Origin of the sequence: Nesterenkonia sandarakina, from assembly GCF_013410215.1 — a bacterium.
In the GTDB taxonomy this organism is placed as follows: Bacteria; Actinomycetota; Actinomycetes; order Actinomycetales; family Micrococcaceae; genus Nesterenkonia; species Nesterenkonia sandarakina.
Genome location: NZ_JACCFQ010000001.1, coordinates 2,677,675 through 2,701,718, shown reverse-complemented (window position 1 = coordinate 2,701,718; position 24,044 = coordinate 2,677,675). Strand labels below are relative to the sequence as shown.

22 protein-coding genes are annotated in these 24,044 nt (G+C 66.8%); 14 read left to right on the top strand and 8 right to left on the bottom strand.

The window, feature by feature from the left end:
* From HNR11_RS12310 to HNR11_RS12280, 7 genes are all read left to right on the top strand, one after another.
* Window positions 1-852: a carbohydrate ABC transporter permease gene (locus HNR11_RS12310; protein ID WP_058888988.1), complete on the top strand. Its 852-nt coding sequence runs from the start codon at window positions 1-3 to the stop codon at window positions 850-852.
* A 21-nt stretch (window positions 853-873) separates the two neighbouring features.
* On the top strand, window positions 874-2,121 hold the full coding sequence (locus tag HNR11_RS12305; protein WP_058888989.1) for an ABC transporter ATP-binding protein: 1,248 nt from the start codon (window positions 874-876) through the stop codon (window positions 2,119-2,121).
* A gap of 143 nt (window positions 2,122-2,264) precedes the next feature.
* Window positions 2,265-2,651 (top strand): glycine cleavage system protein GcvH, encoded by a 387-nt coding sequence (gcvH, locus tag HNR11_RS12300; protein ID WP_058888990.1) that lies wholly within the window; start codon window positions 2,265-2,267, stop codon window positions 2,649-2,651.
* A 36-nt stretch (window positions 2,652-2,687) separates the two neighbouring features.
* Window positions 2,688-3,131 carry an FHA domain-containing protein gene (locus HNR11_RS12295; RefSeq protein ID WP_179442625.1) on the top strand — a complete coding sequence of 148 codons (444 nt, stop codon included), beginning with the start codon at window positions 2,688-2,690 and terminating at the stop codon, window positions 3,129-3,131.
* A gap of 91 nt (window positions 3,132-3,222) precedes the next feature.
* Complete coding sequence (gene ftsR / locus HNR11_RS12290) at window positions 3,223-3,981, top strand: transcriptional regulator FtsR (protein ID WP_083504901.1); 759 nt, start codon at window positions 3,223-3,225, stop codon at window positions 3,979-3,981.
* A 14-nt stretch (window positions 3,982-3,995) separates the two neighbouring features.
* Window positions 3,996-4,499 (top strand): bifunctional nuclease family protein, encoded by a 504-nt coding sequence (locus tag HNR11_RS12285; protein ID WP_179442624.1) that lies wholly within the window; start codon window positions 3,996-3,998, stop codon window positions 4,497-4,499.
* 192 nt (window positions 4,500-4,691) lie between these two features.
* A complete protein-coding gene (locus HNR11_RS12280) occupies window positions 4,692-5,297 on the top strand; it encodes a MerR family transcriptional regulator (RefSeq protein WP_343050675.1) in 606 nt (201 codons plus the stop codon).
* A 91-nt stretch (window positions 5,298-5,388) separates the two neighbouring features.
* Here HNR11_RS12280 and HNR11_RS12275 read toward each other — a convergent pair whose 3' ends face one another.
* Complete coding sequence (locus tag HNR11_RS12275) at window positions 5,389-6,174, bottom strand: ParA family protein (RefSeq protein WP_058889458.1); 786 nt, start codon at window positions 6,172-6,174, stop codon at window positions 5,389-5,391.
* Window positions 6,175-6,239: 65 nt separating this feature from the next.
* Window positions 6,240-6,569 (bottom strand): putative quinol monooxygenase, encoded by a 330-nt coding sequence (locus HNR11_RS12270; RefSeq protein WP_179442623.1) that lies wholly within the window; start codon window positions 6,567-6,569, stop codon window positions 6,240-6,242.
* Window positions 6,570-6,729: 160 nt separating this feature from the next.
* Here HNR11_RS12270 and HNR11_RS12265 point away from each other — a divergent pair, with 160 nt between their 5' ends.
* The gene (locus tag HNR11_RS12265; RefSeq protein WP_179442622.1) at window positions 6,730-8,178 is read left to right on the top strand and encodes a mycothione reductase; all 1,449 of its coding nucleotides are present in this window, start codon (window positions 6,730-6,732) and stop codon (window positions 8,176-8,178) included.
* A 249-nt stretch (window positions 8,179-8,427) separates the two neighbouring features.
* Window positions 8,428-9,030, top strand: coding sequence for a mycothiol-dependent nitroreductase Rv2466c family protein (locus tag HNR11_RS12260; RefSeq protein ID WP_179442621.1), 603 nt, complete (start codon window positions 8,428-8,430; stop codon window positions 9,028-9,030).
* Between the two features lie 120 nt (window positions 9,031-9,150).
* Here HNR11_RS12260 and HNR11_RS12255 read toward each other — a convergent pair whose 3' ends face one another.
* The gene (locus HNR11_RS12255) at window positions 9,151-9,915 is read right to left on the bottom strand and encodes an SDR family oxidoreductase (protein ID WP_058889041.1); all 765 of its coding nucleotides are present in this window, start codon (window positions 9,913-9,915) and stop codon (window positions 9,151-9,153) included.
* An 81-nt stretch (window positions 9,916-9,996) separates the two neighbouring features.
* Here HNR11_RS12255 and valS point away from each other — a divergent pair, with 81 nt between their 5' ends.
* Window positions 9,997-12,684, top strand: coding sequence for a valine--tRNA ligase (gene valS / locus HNR11_RS12250; protein ID WP_179442620.1), 2,688 nt, complete (start codon window positions 9,997-9,999; stop codon window positions 12,682-12,684).
* 113 nt (window positions 12,685-12,797) lie between these two features.
* Here the strand turns inward: valS and HNR11_RS12245 are convergent, their stop codons facing one another.
* The 3 genes from HNR11_RS12245 to HNR11_RS12240 all read right to left on the bottom strand — a co-directional run bounded on the left by HNR11_RS12245 (window position 12,798) and on the right by HNR11_RS12240 (window position 15,454).
* The gene (locus HNR11_RS12245; RefSeq protein WP_179442619.1) at window positions 12,798-13,505 is read right to left on the bottom strand and encodes an MgtC/SapB family protein; all 708 of its coding nucleotides are present in this window, start codon (window positions 13,503-13,505) and stop codon (window positions 12,798-12,800) included.
* A gap of 81 nt (window positions 13,506-13,586) precedes the next feature.
* Window positions 13,587-13,718 (bottom strand): putative transporter small subunit, encoded by a 132-nt coding sequence (locus HNR11_RS13895; RefSeq protein ID WP_218849701.1) that lies wholly within the window; start codon window positions 13,716-13,718, stop codon window positions 13,587-13,589.
* On the bottom strand, window positions 13,715-15,454 hold the full coding sequence (locus HNR11_RS12240; protein WP_179442618.1) for a sodium:solute symporter family transporter: 1,740 nt from the start codon (window positions 15,452-15,454) through the stop codon (window positions 13,715-13,717). The genes HNR11_RS13895 and HNR11_RS12240 overlap by 4 nt, the downstream gene beginning before the upstream one ends.
* Window positions 15,455-16,122: 668 nt before the next feature.
* On the opposite strand from HNR11_RS12240, the gene ileS reads away from it, so the two are divergent.
* The 4 genes from ileS (at window position 16,123) to ndk (ending at window position 21,838) form a co-directional block, all read left to right on the top strand.
* Window positions 16,123-19,497 carry an isoleucine--tRNA ligase gene (gene ileS / locus HNR11_RS12235; RefSeq protein WP_179442617.1) on the top strand — a complete coding sequence of 1,125 codons (3,375 nt, stop codon included), beginning with the start codon at window positions 16,123-16,125 and terminating at the stop codon, window positions 19,495-19,497.
* Window positions 19,494-20,870, top strand: coding sequence for a bifunctional folylpolyglutamate synthase/dihydrofolate synthase (locus HNR11_RS12230; RefSeq protein WP_179442616.1), 1,377 nt, complete (start codon window positions 19,494-19,496; stop codon window positions 20,868-20,870). Before ileS ends, HNR11_RS12230 begins: the two co-directional genes overlap by 4 nt.
* Window positions 20,871-20,952: 82 nt before the next feature.
* On the top strand, window positions 20,953-21,432 hold the full coding sequence (locus HNR11_RS12225; RefSeq protein ID WP_058889048.1) for a DUF4233 domain-containing protein: 480 nt from the start codon (window positions 20,953-20,955) through the stop codon (window positions 21,430-21,432).
* Window positions 21,425-21,838, top strand: coding sequence for a nucleoside-diphosphate kinase (gene ndk / locus HNR11_RS12220; RefSeq protein WP_058889049.1), 414 nt, complete (start codon window positions 21,425-21,427; stop codon window positions 21,836-21,838). Before HNR11_RS12225 ends, ndk begins: the two co-directional genes overlap by 8 nt.
* 139 nt (window positions 21,839-21,977) lie before the next feature.
* Here ndk and HNR11_RS12215 read toward each other — a convergent pair whose 3' ends face one another.
* Entirely contained in the window at window positions 21,978-22,997 is a 1,020-nt protein-coding gene (locus tag HNR11_RS12215; protein WP_179442615.1) for an ABC transporter ATP-binding protein, read from the bottom strand.
* Complete coding sequence (locus HNR11_RS12210) at window positions 22,994-23,932, bottom strand: ABC transporter permease (RefSeq protein ID WP_179442614.1); 939 nt, start codon at window positions 23,930-23,932, stop codon at window positions 22,994-22,996. Before HNR11_RS12210 ends, HNR11_RS12215 begins: the two co-directional genes overlap by 4 nt.
* Between the last annotated feature and the right edge of the window lie 112 nt (window positions 23,933-24,044).

Genomic DNA, 24,044 nt, shown 5'->3' with positions numbered 1-24,044 from the left:
ATGGCCGCCAACGGCAAGCTCACCGGAAAGCAGCGCCTGGGTTGGACCGTGCTGACCGTCGTCGTCCTGGTCTACGCGCTCTTTCCGGTGGCCGCGATTCTGGCGACCAGCTTCAAGACTCAGGCTGACCTGGGCAACGCGTCCTTCCTCCCCACAAACTGGACCTGGGACAACTACCGGATGATCCTGGTCGGCGACGCGCAGGAGCTCTTCCTCACCGCCTTCCGAAACTCGATCGGGATCACACTGATCGCCACCTTCATCGCAGTGGTGCTGGCCACGCTGTGCGCCTACTCGATCGCCCGGCTCAACTTCCCCGGCAAGCGGATCATCCTGGGCACCGCCCTGGCGGTGTCGATCTTTCCGGTGATCTCGGTGGTCACCCCGCTGTTCAACCTCTGGCGCAATATCGGGCTCTACGACACCTGGCTCGGCCTGATCATCCCGTACCTGTCGCTGACTCTGCCGATCTCCATCTGGACCCTGGCCGCGTTCTTCCGGCAGATCCCCTGGGACCTGGAGCAGGCCGCACAGGTGGACGGCGCCACCCAGTGGCAGGCCTTCCGCCGGGCCATCGTCCCGCTGGCCATGCCCGGGGTCTTCACCACCGCCATCATCGCCTTCTTCATCGCCTGGAACGACTTCGTCTACGGGATATCCCTGACCTCCACCGAAGCCGCCAGACCAGTGCCCGCGGCGCTGGCCTTCTTCACCGGCGCCTCCCAGTTCGAGGAACCCACCGGCGCGATCTCCGCCGCTGCCATCATCGTGACCATCCCCGTCGTCGTCCTGGTGCTGCTCTTCCAGCGCCAGATCGTCTCCGGACTGACCCAGGGCGCCGTCAAGGGCTGAGTAGATAAGGACTCCACTGAAATGTCATCCATCACACTGCAGCATCTCGTCAAGAAATACGACGACGGCTTCCCGGCCGTCAACGACATCTCCATCGACATCGAGGACGGCGAGTTCATCATCCTGGTGGGGCCCTCCGGCTGCGGAAAGTCCACGCTGCTGCGCATGATCGTGGGCCTCGAGGACATCACCGAGGGGGACCTGCTCATCGGTGGGGAGCGGGTCAATGAGAAGGCACCTCGGGAACGCAACCTCGCCATGGTGTTCCAGAGCTACGCGCTGTATCCGCACCTGACCGTGTATGAGAACATCGCGTTCCCGATGCGCCTGACCAAGGGGCAGTTCACCAAGGAACAGATCGACGAGAAGGTGCGCCACGCGGCGACCATGCTCGAGCTCACCGAGCACCTGGAGCGCAAACCGGCGAACCTCTCCGGCGGTCAGCGGCAGCGCGTGGCCATGGGTCGCGCGATCGTGCGCGAGGCCGATGCCTTCCTCTTCGATGAGCCGCTGTCCAACCTCGACGCCAAGCTCCGCGGGCAGATGCGCGCGGAGATCGCCCGGCTCCAGCGCGAGCTGAACACCACCAGCGTCTACGTCACCCACGATCAGACCGAAGCGATGACGCTGGGGGACCGGGTCGCCGTGCTGAAGAAGGGCCTGCTGCAGCAGATCGCCTCCCCGCGGGAGCTCTACGAACAGCCGGCCAATCTCTTCGTGGCCGGATTCATCGGCTCGCCCTCGATGAACTTCCTGCCCGGCACCGTGGAGGGGAACATCTTCTCCACCCCGCTGGGCAAGATCGAGATCCCGGACCGGGCGGCGAAGGCCGGCGCCGGACGCGAGATCGTCCTGGCGGGCATCCGACCGGAGTTCTTCGACGACGCCTCCCAGCTCGGTGAGGCGCAGCTCTCGAAGGGCACCACCTTCACCGCGGAGATCAGCCACAGCGAGTGGATGGGCAACGAGCAGTACGCCTATGTCTCCTATGAGACCGACGAACGGGTGCAGGAGACGCTGCGCAACCTGGCCGAGGAGATGGACGCCGATGAGCTGCGCACCCAGCTTGTGGTGGAGGTCGATGCGACCTCTCGGTTCCGCAGCGGGGACACCGCCGAGCTCTGGCTCGACACCCGTCGGATGCACCTCTTCGACCCGGCCACCGGTGAGAACCTGACCCGAGACGCGGAGGCCGGCGCCGAGCTGACACGCGAGGCCCGCGAGGATCGCAAGCGCGACGCCGAGAGGTTCATCGCGAAGCAGGCCTGAGCTGAGCCAGGCCTGGTCATACCCCCAGGCCAGTCCGGGGTGCTAAGTTATTCGCAGACAGACCTGAGGCCCAGCAGGTCGGCCCGCCGATGGCGGACCGACCTGTCACGCCACCATCACCGGCCCAAGAGTGGAGCGCCACCATGAGCACCGTGCCCGAAGAGTTCAAGTACAGCGCCGAACACGAGTGGATCGGCACCACCGCGGATGCCCAGGTGGTGCGGGTGGGCATCACCGACTTCGCCCAGGACGCCCTCGGCGAGGTCGTCTACGTGGAGCATCCCGAGGTTGGGGCCAGTGTGGCGGCCGGAGATGTGGTCGGGGAGGTCGAGTCCACCAAGTCGGTCTCAGACATCTTTGCGCCGGTGGCGGGGGAGATCGTGGCGGTCAACGCCGACCTCGATGAGAATCCCGGTGCGGTGAACTCCGCCCCCTATGCGGCGGGCTGGCTCTTCGAGATCAAGCTGGCAGAATCCGCAGGGACGGACTCGCTGCTCTCCGCCGAGGACTATAAGAAGCAAGTAGGCTGAAGGCCGCCAGCATGCGGGCCGGCGAGAGGAGGCGACGTGGACAACACGCGAGAACATGAGAACGGGCAGAGTGCTGCCGAGACGACGAGCATCTCGCTGCCACCAGCCGATGCCCACTCGGGCGAGCCTCATCTCTCAGATGATGACAAGCAGGCCATTGCGGCGCTGCCCAGGAACTCAGCGCTGCTGATCGCGCACAGCGGGGCCAACCAAGGAGCCCGGTTCCTGCTGGACCAGGATGTGACCACCGTCGGGAGGCACCCGGAGGCAGGGATCTTCCTGGATGACGTCACCGTCTCCAGGCGCCACGTGGAGCTCACCCGCCAGGGAGTGAGCTTTCAGGTACGGGATCTCGGAAGCCTCAACGGCACCTACGTGAACCACGATCGTGTGGACGAGTACACGCTGAAGCCCGGCGATGAGGTGCAGATCGGGAAGTTCCGGCTCACCTTCTACGCCGGATCCAGAGAATCCGACTGACCGGTGATCCGAGATCCCAGGGCGAACCGTTGGGGAACGTTATCCTAATGGCGATGACGTTCCTTCCCCGCAGCTCGAAAGAGGCCCCGCAGTGAGTGCTTCACCCGCGCCGAAGCCGAAACCGGCGACGACCTCGACCGCGCGCGCCGCCACCCACGTCTTCACCATCTCCGAGGTGCTGCGTGAGCTGCAGAACGAGTTCCCGGACCTGACCGCGTCGAAGCTGCGCTTCCTCGAGGAACGCGACCTTGTCGAGCCCGCCCGCACTGCGAGCGGGTACCGCAAGTACTGTGCCGCCGATGTGGAGCGGCTTCGGTTCATCCTGGCCCTGCAGCGCGACCGCTACATGCCGCTGGATGTCATCAAGCAGACCATGGATGCCATCGACTCGGGCGAGACCGCCGAGGCGCTGCCGCAGGCCGCACCGGTGGGGCCCCGTGAGGTCACCGAGGAGATGGCCGCCCAGATCACCGGGCGGATCCGGCCGATGTCTCGCAAAGAGCTGCGCGCGCACTCCGGCGCCACCCGGGGCATGCTCGACACCCTGGAGAAGTTTCGGATCATCCAGGCGGACAGCGACGGCAACTACAGCCATCACGACCTCAAGGCCGTCAAGGCCGTCCGTGTACTGGCCCGCTACGGGCTGGAGCCGAAGCACCTGGTCAACATCCGGCGCTCCGCGGACAACGAACTGGACCTGATCTCCCGGGCCATGGCTCCGCATGCCGCTCGAAAGGACACTGCCGCCCGTGCCCGGGTCGCAGAGTCCTCCAAGGAGATGCTGCAGTGCCTGAAGGACCTGCGCGCCTCGATCATGGACACCTCAGTCGAGCAGTTGGACAAGAACTGACCTAGACTTAAGCCATGGAGAGCCAGCTGGTGCCGCTGGATGTCGTGGGGGTTCGGATCGAGCTCCCATCGAAGCAGCCTGTCGTGGTGCTCCGGGGTGCTGAACCGGGCCTTGAGAACCTCCATGTGGCGGTCCTGGTAGGACCGGCCGAGGCGAATGCGATCGCGATGGCCATGGAGAAGAAGGTCCCGCCCCGCCCGATGACCCATGATCTGCTCTCGGAGGTCATCGCCAGACTCGGCTCGGGGGTCCGGTCGGTGGAGATCGGCATGCTGGATGCCTCGACCTACCGGGGCACCATCCTCTTGGGCAATGGCCGCAGCTTCGATGCTCGAGCGTCAGATGCCATCGCAGTGGCGGTCCGGGTGCAATGCCTGGTCACCATGGACCGGGAGATGCTCACCCGGGTGGGGATCACGCCGAGGACCGCGGCCACCGGTCAGCGTCCCATCTCTGAGGATGAGATCAAGGAGTTCCGCCGGTTCCTGGATAGTGCGGAGCCGGAGGATTTCGAGTGAAACCGGCCTATGGCCGGGGTATGACTAGTGCAATCTCACGACACGCCGTAGAGTAAATTTCGAATGTCTTTGACCCTGCACCCCTGCAGGAATACCGTCAGGGGACAAGGTTTCCGCGTGCACCCCACGCGCCGCCCTCGCGGTATGGGATGCGCTTCCCCAGCGGAGTCCAGCACTTCAGGAGGCTACCAGGTGGGTCCAGAATCACACGCGGAACATGAGCGTGTACGGCCAGGACATGCGGCTGCCCAGCAGCCCCTGTTCAGCGACGGCCTGCCCGAGCTCGATGAGGAGCTGGGCTACCGCGGTCCCGTGGCCTGCGCCGCCGCGGGCATCACCTACCGTCAGCTGGACTACTGGGCTCGCACCAAGCTGGTACAGCCTTCGATGCGCAACGCCGCCGGCTCCGGCTCCGCCCGGCTCTATTCCTTCCGTGACGTCCTGGTGCTCAAGGTGGTCAAGCGGCTTCTGGACACCGGGGTCTCCCTGCAGCAGATCCGCTCAGCGATCGAGCATCTGCGTGAGCGCGGCGTGGATGACCTCGCGCAGATCACCCTGATGTCAGATGGTGCCTCGGTCTATGAGTGCACCTCCGCCGACGAGGTCATCGACCTGGTCCAGGGCGGCCAGGGCGTCTTCGGCATTGCTGTGGGTCGAGTCTGGCGCGAGGTGGAGGCCAGCCTGGTGGAGCTCCCGCGTGAGCGCACCGAACCCGATGCGATCCCAGAGCTCGAGGCCTTCGGCTCGGCCGGAGATGAACTCGCCCAGCTCAGGGCCCGCCGCTCCCAGGCCTCCTAGACCTCATCCTCATTCCCCTCTGGGGACACAGAAAAAGGACCGCCCCGCTGAGGGGCGGTCCTTTTTCTGTATCAGCTGCGGTGACGGGAGCTCAGGCGAGCTGGGTGAGCAGCTGATCAAAGGATTTGGCCAGGTCCCGGACCTGGTCGCCGGGCCACTGATGCACCGGGTATGCGGCGCCCTGGATCTGCTGCCAGAAGGGGTTCTCCTCCAGTACGGGCAGCATCAGCTTGTCCTTATAGAGCCGCTCCATCTCCAGAAGCCGGTACTCATGCTCGGTGGAATCCGCCCGTGCCCGGTTGACCACCACACCGGCCGACTTCAGCTGCGGGGCGTATTCATTGGAGAACATCCGGATGGCGCGCATCGTGCGTTCGGTGCCGGCGACGGAGAACAGGCTCGGCTCGGCCACCAGCAGCACGCCGCTGGACGCCGCCCAGCCGATCCGGGTCAGCCCAGCCAGCGAGGGCGGGCAGTCGATCAGGACCAGGTCGTATCCGGTGACCCGGTCCAACAGCAGCCGAAGCCGGCGCATGTCGCGGGGCCGGATGTCTGGACGGTCGAAGGCCGCGGACAGCGCGGAGCCCACGACGACGTCCAGCGTGGCCTGGGCGCGGTGCTCCTTGGGCAGCAGGTCGACCCAGCCGGAGCGCACCACGTGGTCGTTCAGGTCCGCGCGCTTGGCGTCACGTAACAGCTGTCCGGCCTCGGTGCCGGTGCCCCGAGTGACCGCAAGTCCGGTGGTGGAGTCCGCGTGAGGGTCGAGGTCGACGACAAGGGTTCGCACCCCCTGATGGAGAGCGGCCGAGGCAAGGCCCATCGTGACCGAGGTCTTACCGACCCCGCCTTTCAGACTGGAAACACTCAAGATCTGCACGGTACCCATCATAGGGATGATCTGCGGTGTTCCTCACCCCGGCGCTCCGCGCGGTGCAGGTCAGATCAGTTGATCTGCATCTCACCCATCTCTTCCCAACCCTCACCGTCGATCTGGCGCGAGATGATCTTCGGGGTCGACACCAGGGCCTGCGCCATGGCCCCCTCGGAGCTCACGGCCTGCTGGAAGTGCGCAGACTCCACGTGCGGGCCGGCGGCGTCGTCGTCGAAGGCTTCGATGAGCACGTACTCGTTGGGGTCCTCCACGCTGCGGGACCACTCGAACCACTTATTGCCCGGCTCTGCCCGGGTGGCCTGGGTGAACTCCGCGGTGATGGCCGGCCACTGCTCGGCGAACTCCGGCTTGACCTGGAATTTCACGACGATGAAGATCACGGACTGCTCCTTGGTATAGCGAATCGGGTGACGGGCCCCAGTCGCTGCGGCGGATCCGCGCAGCCCCGGGGGCCCTCCCAGGACAACCGAGCAGAAGGTGCAGGGATTCCCGCCTCGGCCGGCGTGCAGATCGCCCAGCGGGGGAGTCTAGGATTACCGCATGGCCCACTATGACCTCTCCATCATCGGCTCCGGCTCCGGGAACTCCCTGATCACGCCCTTCTGGGATGACAAGCGCGTCGTCCTGGCGGACAAGGGCTCCGGGAGCACGGCGGCCTTCGGCGGCACCTGCCTGAACGTGGGCTGCATCCCCACGAAGATGTTCGTCCGCCCCGCGGCGCTGGCCCGCGGCCCGGAGGAGGCCGCCCGGCTCAACCTGACCCAGGAGACCACCGCGGTGGACTTCCCCGCCATGCGGGACCGGATCTTCTCCCGCGTCGACGCCATCTCGTCGGGTGGACGGCACTATCGGGAGGTGGAGTTAGAGCATGTGGACCTCGTGGCCGAGCAGGTCAGGCTCACCGGGGACCTCCGCCAGCCGCCCTTTGCATTCGTCTCTGACTCTGGTGTCCGCGCCGAAGCCGATCAGCTGGTCATCGCCGCCGGGTCCCGGCCCACGCTGCCCCAGGTCCCCGGAATCGAGCTGCCCGGGGTGCACACCTCAGACAGCGTCATGCGCATCGAGCAGCAGCCGCAGAAGCTGCTGATCATCGGCGGGGGCTACATCGCCTGCGAGTTCGCCGGGATCTTCTCCGGCCTGGGCACCGAAGTGATCCAGGTCAATCGCAGCCACGGGCTGATGAAGGCGATGGACACCGAGATCTCCACAGCCTTCTCCGCAGAGGCTGAGCGGAACTGGACCGTGCACTACGAGCGCACGCTGAGCAGGATCGTCGAGCACGGAGCAGGACTGCGCGCCGAGCTGGTCAGCTCCGACGGCCGGGTCGAGCACCACGACGTGGACGCGGTCCTGGTGGCCATCGGCCGCACCCCGAACACCGACCTGATCGGCGCGGCAGAGGCCGGGCTCGACCTGCACCCCGATGGCCGCCTCGCGGTGGATGAGTACCAGCGGGTCCTCATCCAGGGTGAACCGGTGGCCGGTCTCTACGCCCTGGGTGACATCAGCTCCGAGGCGATGCTCAAGCATGTGGCGAACCACGAGGCCCGGGTGGTCGCTCACAATCTGGAGCATCCCGAGCGGATCCGGGCGTCTCGGCAGGACGTGATCCCCTCGGCGATCTTCTCCTTCCCCGAGATGGCCCAGGTCGGTCTCACCGAGGCCCAGGCGGTGGACACGATCGGGGAGGACCACGTCACCACCAAGGTCCAGAACTACGGCGACACCGCCTATGGCTGGGCGATGGAGGACGGGCACGGCATCTTCAAGGTGATCGCAGACAGTCGCAGCGGGCAGATCCTCGGCGCCCATGTCATGGGCTACCAGGCTTCGAACCTGATCCAGCCGATCATCCAGGCGATGAGCTTCGGCCAGGACGCCTATACCGCCGCCCGCGGCCAGTACTGGATCCATCCCGCGCTGATGGAGGTCACCGAGAACGCGCTGCTGGGTCTTGAGGTCCCCATCCCGCAGGACGCCCCGCTCTGACCCTGCCGGTCCAATCTGCTTGCTGATCTGCCTCCTGACCTGCCTGGCGAACGCGGCGGGTGCCGCCCGCACGGCCACGCGGTGCGTCCCCACAGGCTGGGCCAGGAATGGAATCTGCGCGGACCCGGTTGGCAGGATGAGAAGCACCAGCTGCGGGGCAGGCGTCTTCCGGATGCGCGCCGCAGCTGATCCGAACGAACACTGATCCGTGCGCGGCGGCCGAGCGCCCCGCGCCGAGAGGAGCCCTTCATGGCTGAACGCGTCGATTTCTGGTTTGACCCGCTGTGCCCCTTCGCCTGGGTGACATCGCGCTGGATCTTGGAGGCCGAGAAGGTCCGCGACATCGAGGTCCACTGGAACGTGATGAGCCTCGGCGTGCTCAACGAGGACAAGAACCCCGCACCGGCCGAGGACCCCGAGCAGCTCTCCCGCTGGATCCCGGCCCGCACCGCCACCGCCGTCGCACTCAAGCACGGCGAGGACAAGGTCGGTGAGTTCTACACCGCAGCAGGCACCGAGATCCACAACAACGGGAACAAGGACTTCGAAGCCGCCACGCTCAGCGCACTGCGCGCGGTGGGCCTGGACGAGGACCTGCTGGCAGAGGCCAAGACGGATAAGAACGACGCCGAGATGCGCGCCTCCCACGAGAAGGGCATCTCCCTGGTCGGTCAGGACGTGGGCACCCCGATCGTGGCCTTCCAGGGCACCGCGTTCTTCGGGCCCGTGCTAACCCGGATTCCGCGCGGCGAGGATGCCGGCGTGGTCTTCGACGGCGCGGTGGCCCTGGCCCAGTTCCCGTACTTCTTCGAGCTCAAGCGCTCCCGCACGGAGTCCCCAGCCTTCGACTGATCCACGCCTCCCGTCTGCGAGGAAGCTCAGCAGAGGGCACCATACGAGGACGCCGGCGCGGGCTCAGAGGCTCGCGCCGGCGTCGTCGTCGGTTCTGGTGGGCTCAGGCCGGGGGAGTGATCACTCTTCGCGGATCACCTTGTGCTGGGCGGCCTGGGCCACCGGGCGGACCACCACCTGGTCGAGGTTCACGTGGTGGGGCAGCGTGACCGCGCCGGCGATCACCTCGGCGATGTCCTCGGCCAGCAGCGGCCGCTTGACCCCGCGGTAGACCGCCTGGGCCGCCGCGACGTCTCCGCGCAGCCGCTTGGCGGTGAACTCCTCGGTGGCGACCATGCCGGGCAGCACCTCGATCACGCGGATGTTGTGCTCGGCCTCCTCCAGGCGCAGCGCCCCGGTGAGCGCGTGCTCGCCGAACTTCGCCGCGTTGTACCCCGCCCCGCCCTCATAGGCGGTGATGGCGGCGGTGGAGGTCACGGTGAGGATCGTGCCCTCGCCGTGGGCGCGCAGCATCGGGATGAACGCCTGGATCATGTTCAGCGCGCCGAGCACATTGACCTCATACATCCAGCGCCAGTCCTCGGGCCTGCCCTCGGCCACCGGGTCTATCCCCAGTGCCCCGCCGGCGTTGTTGATCAACGTGTCGATGCCGCCGGCCGCAGTGACCTCCTCCAGGGCCGCGGCGACCTGCTCGGGATCGGTGACGTCACAGATGATCGGAATGATCCCCTCCTGCTCGGCGAGGCTCTCGAGCTTCTCGGCACGCCGGGCGACGGCGAAGACCCGCCACCCCTCGGTGGTGAGACGGTGCGCAGTGGCCGCGCCGATCCCGGAGGAGGCGCCGGTGACCAAGGCGCTGCGGGGGGAGACATCAGTCTGAATCATGGGCTCAGCCTAGTGAGCACGGTCTCTGCAGAGAACCGGGGGTTCAATATGTGACACTTCCGTCGTGAGAGAATGACCAGCATGGCTGATCAGACCCCGGGCACAGACGCGCCCGCCACCGAGACCCTTTCCGCAGACTCCTCCCACGGCACCACCGCGCCGAAGACCCCGGTGGTCCCGGACCGTCCGGCGCTGGAGGGCCTCGAGGAGAAGCTCCACACCGCCTGGCAGGCTGAGGAGATCTACCACTTCGACGAGGACACCGAGCGCGCCGAGGTGTACTCCATCGACACCCCGCCGCCCACTGCCTCCGGGTCCCTGCACGTGGGCCACATGTTCTCCTACACGCAGACCGATGTCATGGCACGCTTCATGCGGATGACCGGGAAGAACGTGTTCTACCCGCTGGGCTGGGACGACAACGGCCTGCCCACTGAGCGCAGGGTGCAGAACTACTACGGGGTGCGCTGCGACCCCGCCCAGCCCTACGATCCCGACTACACCCCGCCGGAGAAGCCGGCGAAGAACCAGCGGGACTGGGACGCGATCAGCCGGGCGAACTTCATCGAACTCTGCGAGACCCTGACCGTCCAGGACGAGAAGGTCTTCGAGGACCTCTTCTCCCGGCTCGGCCTCTCGGTGGACTGGCGCCAGACCTACCGGACCATCGACGACGATTCCCGCGCCGCCTCCCAGCGAGCCTTCCTGCGCGACATTCACGCCGGAAACGCCTACACCGCGCAGGCCCCGACCCTGTGGGACATCACCTTCCGCACCGCCGTGGCGCAGGCCGAGCTCGAGGCCAAGGAGCACCCCGGGGCGTACCACCGGTACCCGTTCACCGTGAAGGACACCGGGGAGCAGGTCTTCATCGAGACCACCCGACCTGAGCTGCTGCCCTCCTGCGTGGCGCTGGTCGCACACCCCGAGGACGAGCGCTACCAGCACCTCTTCGGCAAGACCGTGATCTCCCCGCTCTTCGACGTCGAGGTCGAGGTCAAGGCGCACGGACTCGCGCAGCCGGACAAGGGCTCCGGCGCGGCGATGATCTGCACCTTCGGTGACATGACCGATGTGACCTGGTGGCGTGAGCTGCAGCTGCCCACCCGCGCGCTGATCGGGCGTGACGGGCGGTTCTCCCGGGAGACCCCGGAGTGGATCAGGTCTGCGCAGGGACAGGCCAACTACGACCAGCTCGCCGGCAAGACCGTGCATTCCGCCAAGGAGGCCGTGGTGGAGCTGCTCGCGGCCGCGGAGCTGCTCGAGGGCGAGCCGAAGAAGATCATGCACGCGGTGCACTTCTACGAGAAGGGCGACAAGCCCCTCGAGGTGGTCACCTCCCGGCAGTGGTACATCCGCAACGGTGGGCGCGACGCGGCACGCCGGGAGAAGATGATCGCCCGCGGCAAGGAGATCTCCTGGCACCCGAGCTTCATGCGGTCCCGCTATGAGAACTGGGTGGAGGGCCTCAACGGGGACTGGCTGGTCTCCCGGCAGCGCTTCTTCGGCGTGCCGATCCCGGTCTGGTACCCGCTGAACGCCGACGCCGAACCGGACTACGACAACCCGCTGCTCCCTGATGAGGCGCTGCTGCCGGTGGATCCCGCCTCGGAGGTCCCCGCCGGATTCCAGGAGTCCCAGCGTGGGGCGGCCGGAGGCTTCATCGGTGAGTCCGACGTCCTGGACACCTGGGCCACCTCGGCGATCACCCCGCACATCGCAGGCCGCTGGGAGAAGGACAACGACTTCTTCAACAAGGTCTTCCCCTTCGACCTGCGTCCGCAGGGCCATGACATCATCCGGACCTGGCTCTTCGCCTCCGCGGTGCGCGCGAACTCACTCAACGATTCCGTGCCCTGGACCAACACTGCGATCTCCGGCTGGATCCTGGACCCGGACCGGAAGAAGATGTCCAAGTCCAAGGGCAACGTGGTCGTGCCCACCGAGCCGCTGGAGCAGTTCGGCTCCGACGCGGTGCGCTACTGGGCGGCCTCGGCCAAGCTGGGCGCGGACACCGCCTACGAGGTGGCGCAGATGAAGATCGGGCGCCGCCTGGCGATCAAGCTGCTCAACGCCTCGAAGTTCGCGCTGAACCTGGGCGTGACCGAGGCCCACATCATCACCGACGACGCCGGAGCCGAGGTCCTCACCGAAGCCCTGGACCGCGCCCTGATCGCCGAGCTGCGCACCGTGGTGGACCAGGCCACCAAGCACTTCGCGGACTACGACTACGCTCGGGCGCTGCAGCTGGTGGAGTCTTTCTTCTGGTCCTTCACCGATGATTACGTGGAACTGGTCAAGGACCGCGCCTACGGGACCCGCGGCGAACAGGCGCAGGACTCGGTGCTCGCCGCCCTGGCGACCACCCTGGACTCCCTGCTGCGGCTCTTCGCCCCGGTGCTGCCCTTCGTCACCGACGAGGTCTGGCGCTGGTGGCGCGACGGCTCGGTGCACTCGACCCAGTGGCCGTCCACCGCCGGGTTGGAGTCTGTGCAGGGCTCGGCCGGCATGCTGGACTCGTTGGCTCAGGTCCTCTCGGGTCTGCGCAAGGTCAAGTCCGAGGCGAAGGTCAAACAGCGCACCGAGGTGCTCACCGCCACGATCTCCGCGCCCGAGGCGACCCTGGCCCACATCGATGCGGCCATCGCCGATGTGCAGGCTGCCACCCGGTCCCGCGCCCTGGAACTCGTGGCGCAGACCGACGGGACCCAGGCGGTGCTGGTCACCGAGGTGCAGCTCGCCGAGGAGGAACAGCCCGCCCAGGTCTGACCCTCCCCGCGCCCGCCGATGAATCGTAGAGCTGCAGCCGATCCTCGGGCTGCAGCTCTACGATTCTCTGGACACGCTCGACGACTTGTGGATCAGCGGCGGGACCGGATCCCTCAGTCGTTCTCCACGGTGACGGTGTGCACCTCCACGACGCCGTCGAGCTCCTGCAGCGCCTCGAAGAGCTGCTCGCGGCCCACGCGCTGGGTGCGGGTGAAGATCATGGTGGCGTCCACCGCGAAGCCCTCGGCGCGTTCGATCCGCCGGGTGCGCACCAGGCGGGTCTCATATCCCAGCTGCGAGGCGGCCCCGAGGATCTCACGCAGGATCCCGCGACCGTCGGCGTAGCGCACCACATAGCGTTCCGTGCGATCCCGGCGGGGGAGTCGACGCACCAGCGTCGTCACCAGGGTGACGGAGAGCATGTAGAACACCACTGTCAGCCCGGCCAGCAGCGGCATCCCCGCACCGCAGGCCATCCCCACGGCGGCAGTCACCCAGATCGAGGCGGCGGTGGTCAGTCCGGAGACGGCGTTCTGCCGCACGAAGATCACACCGGCGCCGATGAAGCCGATCCCGCTGACGATCTGCGCGGCGATCCGTGACGGGTCCAGGACGACATCCCCACCGATCAGATGCGAGAACCCATAGGCGGAGACCAGGGTGAACAACGCTGAGCCCATGCCGACCAGGATGTGGGTGCGCGCACCAGCGGACTTCTGCCGGATGTCGCGCTCGATCCCGATGGCCGCCGAGAACACGAACGCCAGCGTCAGAAGCAGGATCTGGGTCGGGGCCGTCTCGGGCCAGACGTCGATGCTCACCGGGGCTCCTCTCGGGCTGCCCGATCAGCCTATAGCGGGGTCACCGGGGCCGGACAGCCCCGGTGACCAGCCTGTCTGGTCTCAGATGATGTCCTTCCCGGACCTGCGGGCCTCCTTGAAGTCGGTGAAGAAGGCGTAGCCGATCACGCCCATCACGACCAGCACGATCATCGGCCACATCAGGGTGTACAGGGTCAGCGCAAGGGTGCTCATCGGGTGTCTCCCACAGTCGTCGTGTCATAGTTCTCAGGATTGGCTGCACCGGGGGCGTCGGCGTCAGCGGCAGCACCGGTCGCGGTGCCGGGGGCGGCGCCGTCGTCGTCGAAGTTGCCGGTGCGCTGGGCGATCAGCGCGAAGTCGAACTCTGCGGTGCCGCGCACCGACATCGCCCAGCAGACCACGGTGCTCACCGCGTAGGCCACCAGCGAGGCGCTGAGGGTGGCGTAGTCGTGCAGGAAGCCGATCACGAAGGGCGCCGAGACCACGCCGGCGATCACCGCCACGACCTTTGCGACCTTGATCCCGAAGAAGCCGAAGCACATCAGACCCAGGATCACGGCGATCCCGGTCACGGAGAGCAGATCCACCAGGATCCCGAGCGCCCCGGAGAGCGGGAACCACTCGAAGCGCACCGGCACGAAGCAGGCCAGCGCGGCGAGCACCGAGACTGTGAACGCCTTATTGGTGACCTTCTTCCAGTAGAAGCTGGCCAGCACGGGGAACACCAGTGCGCCCCAGAGTGCGCCGACGAAGACCAGCAGGTCCAGGATGCTCAGCTGCAGGCTCGCGAAGCTGACCGCCGCCGCGGTGGCCAGCAGCATGGTCACCCGGCCCACCAGCAGCATGGTCCTCGGGTTGGCTCGGCCCTTGCCGGCCACGTTCTGTCCGTAGACGTCGGCCATCATGATCGAAGACATCGCGGCCAGGTCCGAGTCTGCGGTGGAGGACAGCGCGCCGATGATCATCACGAAGAACACCGCCAGCAGCACCGCGGGCAGGTAGCTGGCCGCCATCTCCGGGATGATGTTGTTGGCGTCGCCGTCGGTGGGTTCGAAGCCCAGGTAGAGCGCGAGCACGCCGAACATGCCCACCCCGATGACCATCGCGCCATAGCCGATGGTCGCGGTGATGAAGGTCGGCTTGATCAGGTCCTTGCGCACGGCGAACAGCCGCTGCGCGATGGTCTGGTTGCCGACGGCGTAGGCCAGCACCGCCGCGATGTAGGGGGCGCCCTGGTTCAGGAACGCCTCGGACGAGAAGAAGCTCTGCTGCTCGGCGGAGAGGTTCTGCGCCCCGGTCTCGAAGGCGGAGGGGAAGTCTGCGGCGATGAAGATGAACGGGATGATCACTGCCACCGCTGCGAACATCGCCATGACCTGGATGAAGTCGGTGAGCACCGAGGCGCGGAAGCCGGACCACAGCGTGTAGAGCAGCACCCCGGCGGCCACGGTGAGCACGCCCTGGATGAAGGTGAACGGGGAGAGCATCGCGATCAGCACCCCGCCGGCGATGAAGTTCGACATCAGCGAGATCAGGCTGCCCACCACATTGGAGCCGGCGAGCATCAGCTGGCTGGAGCGGCCGTGCCGGGCGTACATCACCTCGGCGATGCTGTGCGCCTGAGGCGCCACCGCCCGGATGCGCTTGCCGAAGGGGTAGATGAACAAGATCATCAGCGCGCCCCAGAGCCCGTAGTGGATGGGCCCGGAGATCCCGTAGGTGTAGCCGGCCTCCGCGGAGGCGTACATCGAGGAGGCCCAGATCCAGGTGGCGGTCATCGACGCCGCCGAGATCCCGAAACCGATCTTGTTCCCCGCCGTCATGTAGGCGTCGGCGTTCTCCTTCTTCTTCCTGATCCGATGCGAGATCAGATAGGTGCCTCCGTAGAAGGCCACCAGCAGCAGCACCACCGTGATGGCGCTGAACTGGACTGCGCTAGCTTCGTTCACGTTCTGTGTTCCCCTCGTTGAGTATCAGTGTTCTCGCTGCAGGCATCTCAGGGCGCGTGCTTCTCAGGGCGCGGGCAGACCAGGCGTCGTGGCGACGCTGCGTGGTGCTGCGATGGACCGGGGCCGCACGTGCGGCTCATATACGCGGGCTGACGCGTCAGCCTCGGCGGAGCTTTGCAGGCGGCGCAGGGCGGTGTCCCCGCACGGTCCCCTCGTGCCAGCCGGGCAGCACCCCTGATGACCTGCGGTCTTTCATGACATCTGGCTCGCAGGGGGTCTTGCCTCGGGGTGAACCCGGCCACAAGCAGTAGACCGTAACACACGGGAATTTCCAGCCCGGGTCGGGCAGGTGGCAGTGGTGCGCGCCCCGGATGGCGCGTGGATGGCTCCTCGAGCCAGGACCCAGTAGACTGTCCCCAGCAGCTTTGACCCGGCCATCACCGGTGAGCTTCCGGAAGAACAGGCCTTGCGGCATCCGCTGGCAGGCCTCAGTAGAGCCGGACGGGTAAGCCCGTCACAGCAGTCATGGAGCGGCCCGACGGCGGGTCCCCACCTCGTTCGCGGGGCAGGGGAGTCCTCGGCAGGGCAAGCAAGGTGGTACCGCGCCCGGCAGGCGTCCTTGTGAGTGCGTCAGACCATTGCTCAGCACCACAGCAGGACGGATCTCCATGACCGAGAACAGCTCTCCCGTGTATCCCCGCGCATCAGCCGCCGAATCCGGCGCGCGCCGGATCCCCGCCTCACCGCGCTTCCCGAAGATCGAAGAGCGGGTGCTGGCGCAGTGGGAGCAGGACGGCACGTTCCAGGCCTCCATCGAGAACCGCCCCACCGAAGACTCCTCCGGTGAGGCCAACGAGTTCGTCTTCTACGACGGGCCTCCTTTCGCCAACGGTCTGCCGCACTACGGGCACCTGCTCACCGGCTACGTCAAGGACCTGGTGGCCCGCTACCAGACCCAGCGCGGCTCCCGGGTGGAGCGCCGCTTCGGCTGGGACACCCACGGGCTGCCCGCCGAGCTGACCGCCATGAAGGAGCTCGGCATGACGGACAAGGCCGAGATCGAGGCCTTCGGCGTGGACAAGTTCAACGACGCCTGCCGGGCCTCGGTGCTGAAGTACACCGGCGAGTGGGAGTCCTATGTGCACCGTCAGGCCCGCTGGGTGGACTTCGAGAACGACTATAAGACGCTCAACGTCGACTATATGGAATCGGTCATCTGGGCCTTCAAGCAGCTGCACGAGAAGGGCCTGACCTACCAGGGCTTCCGGGTGCTGCCCTATTGCTGGAAGGACGAGACCCCGCTGTCCAACCATGAGCTGCGCATGGACGACGAGGTCTATAAGGACCGCCAGGACCCGTCGGTCACGGTGGCCTTCCCGATCACCGGCGGTGGCGCCCACGGTGAGGCGCTCGCCGGGGTCAACCTGCTGGCCTGGACCACCACGCCCTGGACGCTGCCGACCAACTTCTCCGTGGCTGTCGGGCCTGAGGTGGAATACGTGGTCGTCCAGGCGCCGGCCGAGTCCGAGCTTCCCGGCCGGCATCTGATCGCCGCCGAGCTGCTCGGCGCCTACGCGAAGGATCTGGGCTTCAGCGACAGCGACACCGACAGCGCCACCGAAGCCAACAGCAAGGGCGACGACGCCGCCCCGACCACCGCCGCCGAGGCCGCAGCCGCCGCCGTCGTCGCCCGCTATCAGGGCACCGAGCTGGCCGGCATCGAATACGCACCGCTGTGGGACTACTACACCGATGCTGAGACCTGGGGCACCGAGCATGCGTTCCAGGTGCTGGTGGAGGACTACGTGACCACCACCGACGGCACCGGTCTGGTCCACCAGGCCTCGGCCTATGGTGAAGAGGATCAGCGCTCCTCCGAGGAGGCCGGGATCCCGGTGATCCTCTCCGTGGACGAGGGGGCCCGGTTCCTGCCGATGTTCGCCCAGCCCACCCCGAGCGGTGCGAGCCCGCTGGCCGCGATCGCCGGTGTACAGGTCTTCGAGGCCAACCGCACCATCATCAACGAGCTCAAGTCCTCCGGCCGGCTGGTCCGCGAGGCCTCCTATGTGCACTCCTACCCGCACTGCTGGCGCTGCCGCACCCCGCTGATCTACAAGGCGGTGACCTCCTGGTACGTGGCGGTCACCCAGGTCAAGGAGCGGATGCTGCAGCTCAACGAGCAGATCAACTGGATCCCGGGCAACGTCAAGCACGGCCAGTTCGGCAAGTGGCTGGAGAACGCCCGGGACTGGTCGATCTCGCGCAACCGCTACTGGGGCAGCCCGCTTCCGGTCTGGGTCTCCGATGACCCGGAACACCCGCGCACCGAGGTCTACGGCTCACTGGAGGAGCTCAAGCAGGCCTTCGGGGACTACCCGCGCAACGCGGCAGGCGAGCCGGACCTGCACCGTCCCTGGATCGATGAGCTGACCCGGCCGAACCCGGATGACCCCACGGGGAAGTCCACCATGCGCCGGGTGGAGGACGTCCTGGATGTCTGGTTCGACTCCGGGTCGATGCAGTTTGCCCAGGTCCACTACCCGTTTGAGAACGCGGAGTGGTTCGCCGATCATCATCCGGCGGACTTCATCGTGGAGTACATCGGGCAGACCCGCGGCTGGTTCTACACCATGCACGTGCTGGCCACCGCGCTCTTCGACCGTCCGGCCTTCACCAACGTGATCAGCCATGGAATCGTGCTGGGCTCGGACGGGGCGAAGATGTCCAAGTCGCTGCAGAACTACCCGGATGTCTCCGAGGTGCTGGACCGCGACGGCTCCGACGCGATGCGCTGGTTCCTGATGTCTTCTCCGATCCTGCGCGGCGGGAACCTGGTGGTCACCGAGGAGGGCATCCGGGAGAGCGTGCGCCAGGTGCTGCTGCCGATGTGGAACGCCTGGCACTTCTTCGGCCTCTACGCCAACACCGCGAACGACGGCGCCGGCTACCAGGCGAAGTCCGTGGGCGCCGACGACGTCGCCAGCCCGCTGGACCGCTACATCCTGGCCGCCACGGGTGACCTGGTCCGCGAGGTCACCGCCTCGCTGGACGCCTATGACGTCTCCGCCGCCTGCGAGTCGCTGCGTCGGTTCTCCGACACGCTGACCAACTGGTACATTCGGCGCTCCCGGACGCGGTTCTACGCCGAGGACTTCGCCGCCTACGACGTGCTCTACACCGTGCTGGAGACCTTCGCCCGAGTCGCGGCCCCGCTGCTGCCGCTGATCAGCGAGGAGATCTGGCGCGGTCTGACCGGGGGCCGTTCGGTGCACCTGGCCGACTGGCCGAACCCGGAGGACTACCTGCGCGATGAGCGCGCCGTGGAGCTGATGGAGCTCACCCGGGTGGTCAGCTCCGCCGGGTCCTCGCTGCGCAAGCAGGCGAACCTGCGGGTGCGTCAGCCGCTGGCCAAGCTCAGCGTGGTCGTGCCTCAGGCGCTCGCGCTTGAAGGCACCTACCAGCAGATCATCGCCGATGAGCTGAACCTCAAGGAGGTCCAGCTGCTCGACGCGGAGCAGACCGAGGCCGCCGACTTCGGCATCGGCCAGCAGCTGGTGGTCAACGCCCGCGCCGTCGGGCCCCGCCTGGGCAAGCAGGTCCAGCAGGCCATCAAGGGTGCGAAGTCCGGTGACTGGTCGGTGGTCGAGGGCGTGGTCACCGCCGGCGGGCTGGAACTCTTCGAGGGCGAATACACGCTGAGCACCACGGTCTCGGAGCAGCACGGGGAGAAGGCCGTCACGGTCTTGGACACCACGGGTGGATTCCTGGTGCTGGACACTGCGCTCAGTGAAGAGCTCATCGCTGAAGGCACCGCCCGGGACCTGATCCGCAGCATCCAGCAGGCCCGCAAGGACGCCGACCTCCAGGTCTCGGACCGGATCGAGACCACGGTCACCGCGTCCCCCGAGGTGGTGGCGGCGCTGGAGGCCCACCGGGATCTGGTCTGCGAGGAGACCCTCACAGTGGATCTGCACCCGGTGGCCTGCGAGACTGCCACCGAACCGAGCATCCATGTCTCAGTCGTCGAAGGAGCTCGAGCATGAGCGAGGATCTTGATCAGTTCTCAGTGGCCAGCGTCTACGCGGAGCTGCTCTCCCGGGCCCCGGAGAACAAGATGGAACCTCGGATGCAGCCCATGGTCGAGGCCATGGACCTGCTGGGGGAGCCGAACCGGACCGCCCCGGTCATCCACATCACCGGCACCAACGGCAAGACCTCCACGGCGCGGATGATCGAGGCCGGGCTCCTGGCCCACGATCTGCGCGTGGGACGCTACACCTCCCCGCACCTGACCTCGGTGACCGAACGCATCTGCCTGGATGGGGGCCCGGTGGACGACGCCACCTTCGTGCGGATCTGGGACGAGGTGCGCCCGTTCATCAGCATGGTCGACGCCTCGCTCGCCGAGCGCGATGAGGTGCCGCTGACCTACTTCGAATGCCTCACCATCCTGGCCTTCGCGGTCTTCGCCGATGCTCCGGTGGATGTGATGGTGCTCGAGGTGGGCCTCGGCGGCATCACCGACGCCACCAACGTGGCCGATGGTTCGGTCAGCGTGATCACCCCGATCAGCCTGGACCACACCGATCTGCTCGGCGACGACGAGCGTGACATCGCCCTGGAGAAGTCCGGGATCATCAAGACCGACGGGTTCCTGATCTCCGCCGCGCAGGTCCCGGGGGCGGCCGATGTGCTGCTCGCCGAGGCGCGCGCCAAAGGGGTGCCCTTCCGCTTCGAAGGCGTGGAGTTCGGCGTCGAATCCCGGGTCCCGGGGGTGGGCGGTCAGCAGCTGACCGTCTCCGGGCTGGCAGGGCGCTACCCAGAGATCCTGCTGCCGCTGCACGGGGCCCACCAGGCGCAGAACTTCGCGGTGGCGGTGGCGGCGCTGGAGGCGTTCATCGGAGGGGGAGACCAGGAGCTCAACATCGAGAACCTGCGCCTGGCCGCGGAGAACATCAGCGCGCCTGGCCGGTTGGAGACTCTGCGCACCGGCCCGAGCATCATCGTCGACGCCGCGCACAATCCCGCCGGGGTCACCGCCAGCGCGCAGGCGCTGAAGGAGAGCTTCGGGCTCTCCCGGCTGGTCCTGGTGGTCGGGATCCTGCAGGACAAGGACGCCCGCGAGATGCTCACCGCGCTGTACAAGGAGTACGAGGGGCTGGTCGAGGAGATCTGCTTCACGCAGTCCACCTCGCCGCGGGCGATCCCCGCCGGGGAGCTGGGCAGCCTGGCGCTCGACGTCGGCTACGCGGAGCAGGACATCTACGTCACCGAACGCCTCGACGACGCGATCGACTGGGCGGTCGGACGCGCCGACGAGGCGGATCCGGGGCTGATCGGCGGCGTGCTGATCACCGGATCCATCACCTTGGTGGGGGAGGCCCGCACGCTGCTGGGCGCCCCCGAGAGGACCTGATCCCGGTGCGCTGAGCAGCGCGACCGCACAGGGATGAGCACACGGCAGCACCCCCAGCACGGAACCACGGCAGGAGCACAGGATGCCCAGACAGACCCGCGCACAGCGCGAATGGCGCCCCGGACAGGTCAAGCCACCCCGGTCGGTGAAGACGCTCTTCGCCTCCACCGTGCTGTGCCTGGAGGCGGTGCTGATGTTCTTCTTCAGCCTGATGGCCTGGGGGCTGAACCAGAACGAGTCCTACGCCTGGTGGCTCTTCGGCGGATCGCTGGCCCTGGCCGTCGTGCTGGTCCTCACCTGCGCCGTTCTGCAGCGCCCCGGCGGATACATCCTCGGCTGGGTGCTGCAGTTCCTGATGCTCTTCGGCTTCATCGCGGTGGCGCTGGTGACTGCTGAAGGTCTGATCGTGCCGCTGGCGGCGATCCCCGGCGTGGCCTTCATGGCCTGCTGGTGGTACGCGTTGAACAAGGGCGCCCAGCTCGATGATGAGAAGCTCGACAGATTCCGGGCCGAGGAGGCCCTGGCAGAGAACCCCACAAGTGAGGAGAACAAGAATGACTGAACGTACCCTGATCCTGGTCAAGCCCGACGGTGTTGCACGAGGACTGACCGGTGAGATCCTGCGGCGCGTCGAGGCCAAGGGCTACCGGGTCACCGCGCTGCAGCAGCTCAGCGCGAGCACCGAGCAGCTGGCGCAGCACTACGCCGAGCATGAGGGCAAGCCGTTCTACCAGCCGCTGGTGGACTTCATGCTCTCCGGCCCGGTGGTCGCGGCGGTCCTGGAGGGCGAGCGGGTCATCGAAGGCTTCCGCTCCCTGGCCGGCACTACCGAGCCGACGACGGCGGCGCCAGGCACAATCCGCGGAGACCTCGGCCGGGACTGGGGCGAGAAGGTGCAGAAGAACCTGGTCCACGGCTCGGACTCGGTGGAGTCCGCCGAGCGCGAGATCGGCATCTGGTTCGGCTGAACCACATCAGTGGCTCATCAGGGCTGATCAGCCCAGCAGGTGAGCTGAGACAGCAACGGCGGTCCCGGGATGATGATCCCGGGGCCGCCGTTGTGCTGGGGCCGCCGTTGTACTGGGCGCGGCGATGACTGCCTACCCGCTACTTCTTGGGCCGGGATCCTCCGGTGAAATCGATGGTCACCGGATCCAGCTGCAGTCGGGTGCGCTCGTAGACCACCTTGGCCGCGCGCATCCGCCCGTTGGACTTGTGCGAAGTGTACTCCTCGTACTGCTCGCAGACCCATTGCGGGTCCCCGTCGGCAAGCATCTCGCCCTGCTCGATCCAGATCACTCGGGTGCACATCTGCTTGATGGTGCCCAGGGAGTGTGAGACTAAGAAGACTGCGCCCGCATTGGCGCGCACCTCATCCAGGCGCTGCTTGGTGCGCGCCCGGAACTGCGCGTCACCGGTGTTCAGCGCCTCGTCGATCAGCAGGATGTCTGGGTCCACGGACGTCGCGATGGCGAACTGCAGGCGTGAGGACATGCCTGAGGAGTAGGTCTTCAGCGGCATCTCCAGGGCATCGGAGAGCCCGGAGATCTCGACGATCTGATCGTACTTCGCCGCGGTCTGCTCGGGGGAGAGCCCCATGGCCAGGCAGCCCAGGCGGATGTTCTCCCGCCCGGAGATCTCCTTGACCAGGGCCGCGTTGACCCCGAGCATGACCGGGGTTGAGGTCGCGTAGACCTCGCCGCTGGTGGGGCGGACCTTCCCGGTGAGCAGCTTCATCAAGGTGGACTTGCCGGACCCGTTGGTGCCGATCACGCCGACCGATTCACCCCGATTGACGATGAAGCTCAGGTTGGAGAGGGCATGGACCTCAGCCCACCCGGACCCGGTGATCCGCTTGAGGCCGCGCGCGATGCGACCCCCGGAGTCCCGATTCCCCGAGGAGGAGCGCACTCGGTAGGTCATCGAGGCATCGTCGACCACCATGCACACGTTCTCGGGGTCGATCCTGTGCACCACGGGGGCCGGCTGAGTGAAGGAGCGGTCGTCGCCGTCGTCGTCGTGAGGAGCTTGCTCGGCGTCGTCGAACGCGATGGCGAGGTCTTCTGCGATCAGGTCAGACTCCGAGGCGGATTGCCGGGGCGAGACGCGGGACGTCGAGGTGCTCATCGTTCCTTCCCGTAGCTCTCTTCACCGTGCCAGAAGATCAGGAACCCGATGAGCATGGAACCCGCCGCCCAGGAGCCCAGCACGATCCACCGGGAGGGATCGGCGGCGGCGTCGTAGAGCCAGGCATGGCGCAGGATGTCGAGGACGCAGAACAGCGGGTTCAGGCTCATCACGGTGTCCAGCCAGTTCACCCCGAGGTCGGAGTAGCGATCTGCGGAGAAGAAGACGGCGGAGGTGTAGAACAGGATCCGGGTGCTGAAGCTGATCAGATGCTTGATGTCGTTATGCGCGTTGACCGCGCGCGCCAGGGCCAGGGACCACCCCAGCATCACCATCAGGGCGAGCAGGATGCAGGGGAAGAAGAGCAGCCAGTGCCAGGTCAGGTTGATCGGCACCTCTTCAGCGTCGCCGAGCTGCATGTCACCGATGGTCAGGACCAGAAGGGCCATCACGAAGAACATCGGGATGCTGGAGAAGAGTTCCCGGACCGTGGTGGAGATCACCAGACATGCCCGGGGGAAGTTGAACGCCTGGACGACCTTCTGGTTGCCGGCGATGGCGTTCGCGCCGCCGGTGACGGCGGCGGTGAAGAAGCGGAAGGTGAACACGCCGATGATCAGGTAGCCGATGAAGTTGTCGATCCCGCGACCGGTCTGCAGGATCAATCCGAAGACGAAGAAGTACGCGGTCCCGAAGAGGACCGGGTTCAGGATCATCCACACTCGGCCCAGCGAGTCGTAGCTGTTGGCGGAGGAGACCCGCGAGTGGGAGTCGTAGTACAGGAAATGCCGGAAGTCCCAGATTTCGCGGATGTAGCGGAAGAGGCCGGGACGCGCGCCGACCCGGATCAGGTTGCTGCCATCAAGCTGGGCAACCCGTCGGGCCTCACCGGACTCGGGGGACTCATCGGCGCGCTCTAGAGCAGGTGCGGCCATGGTCATTTCCTTCCTGGTGCATCGATCCGGCGGGAATGCCGTCTCGCTTGCGCTGCCGGTCCTCCCTCGATCCGCAGGAGGATGAATACCGGCTGAGCGCCTGCGAGTCTAT

Bases quoted from the DNA above. Each gene is read 5' to 3' on its own strand.
- HNR11_RS12310 (WP_058888988.1), top strand. From the start codon at position 1: ATGGCCGCCAACGGCAAGCTCACCGGAAAGCAGCGCCTGGGTTGGACC.
- HNR11_RS12305 (WP_058888989.1), top strand. From the start codon at position 874: ATGTCATCCATCACACTGCAGCATCTCGTCAAGAAATACGACGACGGC.
- gcvH (WP_058888990.1), top strand. From the start codon at position 2,265: ATGAGCACCGTGCCCGAAGAGTTCAAGTACAGCGCCGAACACGAGTGG.
- HNR11_RS12285 (WP_179442624.1), top strand. From the start codon at position 3,996: ATGGAGAGCCAGCTGGTGCCGCTGGATGTCGTGGGGGTTCGGATCGAG.
- HNR11_RS12265 (WP_179442622.1), top strand. From the start codon at position 6,730: ATGGCCCACTATGACCTCTCCATCATCGGCTCCGGCTCCGGGAACTCC.
- HNR11_RS12260 (WP_179442621.1), top strand. From the start codon at position 8,428: ATGGCTGAACGCGTCGATTTCTGGTTTGACCCGCTGTGCCCCTTCGCC.
- HNR11_RS12255 (WP_058889041.1), bottom strand. From the start codon at position 9,915: ATGATTCAGACTGATGTCTCCCCCCGCAGCGCCTTGGTCACCGGCGCC.
- valS (WP_179442620.1), top strand. From the start codon at position 9,997: ATGGCTGATCAGACCCCGGGCACAGACGCGCCCGCCACCGAGACCCTT.
- HNR11_RS13895 (WP_218849701.1), bottom strand. From the start codon at position 13,718: ATGAGCACCCTTGCGCTGACCCTGTACACCCTGATGTGGCCGATGATC.
- ileS (WP_179442617.1), top strand. From the start codon at position 16,123: ATGACCGAGAACAGCTCTCCCGTGTATCCCCGCGCATCAGCCGCCGAA.
- HNR11_RS12230 (WP_179442616.1), top strand. From the start codon at position 19,494: ATGAGCGAGGATCTTGATCAGTTCTCAGTGGCCAGCGTCTACGCGGAG.
- HNR11_RS12225 (WP_058889048.1), top strand. From the start codon at position 20,953: ATGCCCAGACAGACCCGCGCACAGCGCGAATGGCGCCCCGGACAGGTC.
- ndk (WP_058889049.1), top strand. From the start codon at position 21,425: ATGACTGAACGTACCCTGATCCTGGTCAAGCCCGACGGTGTTGCACGA.
- HNR11_RS12215 (WP_179442615.1), bottom strand. From the start codon at position 22,997: ATGAGCACCTCGACGTCCCGCGTCTCGCCCCGGCAATCCGCCTCGGAG.
- HNR11_RS12210 (WP_179442614.1), bottom strand. From the start codon at position 23,932: ATGGCCGCACCTGCTCTAGAGCGCGCCGATGAGTCCCCCGAGTCCGGT.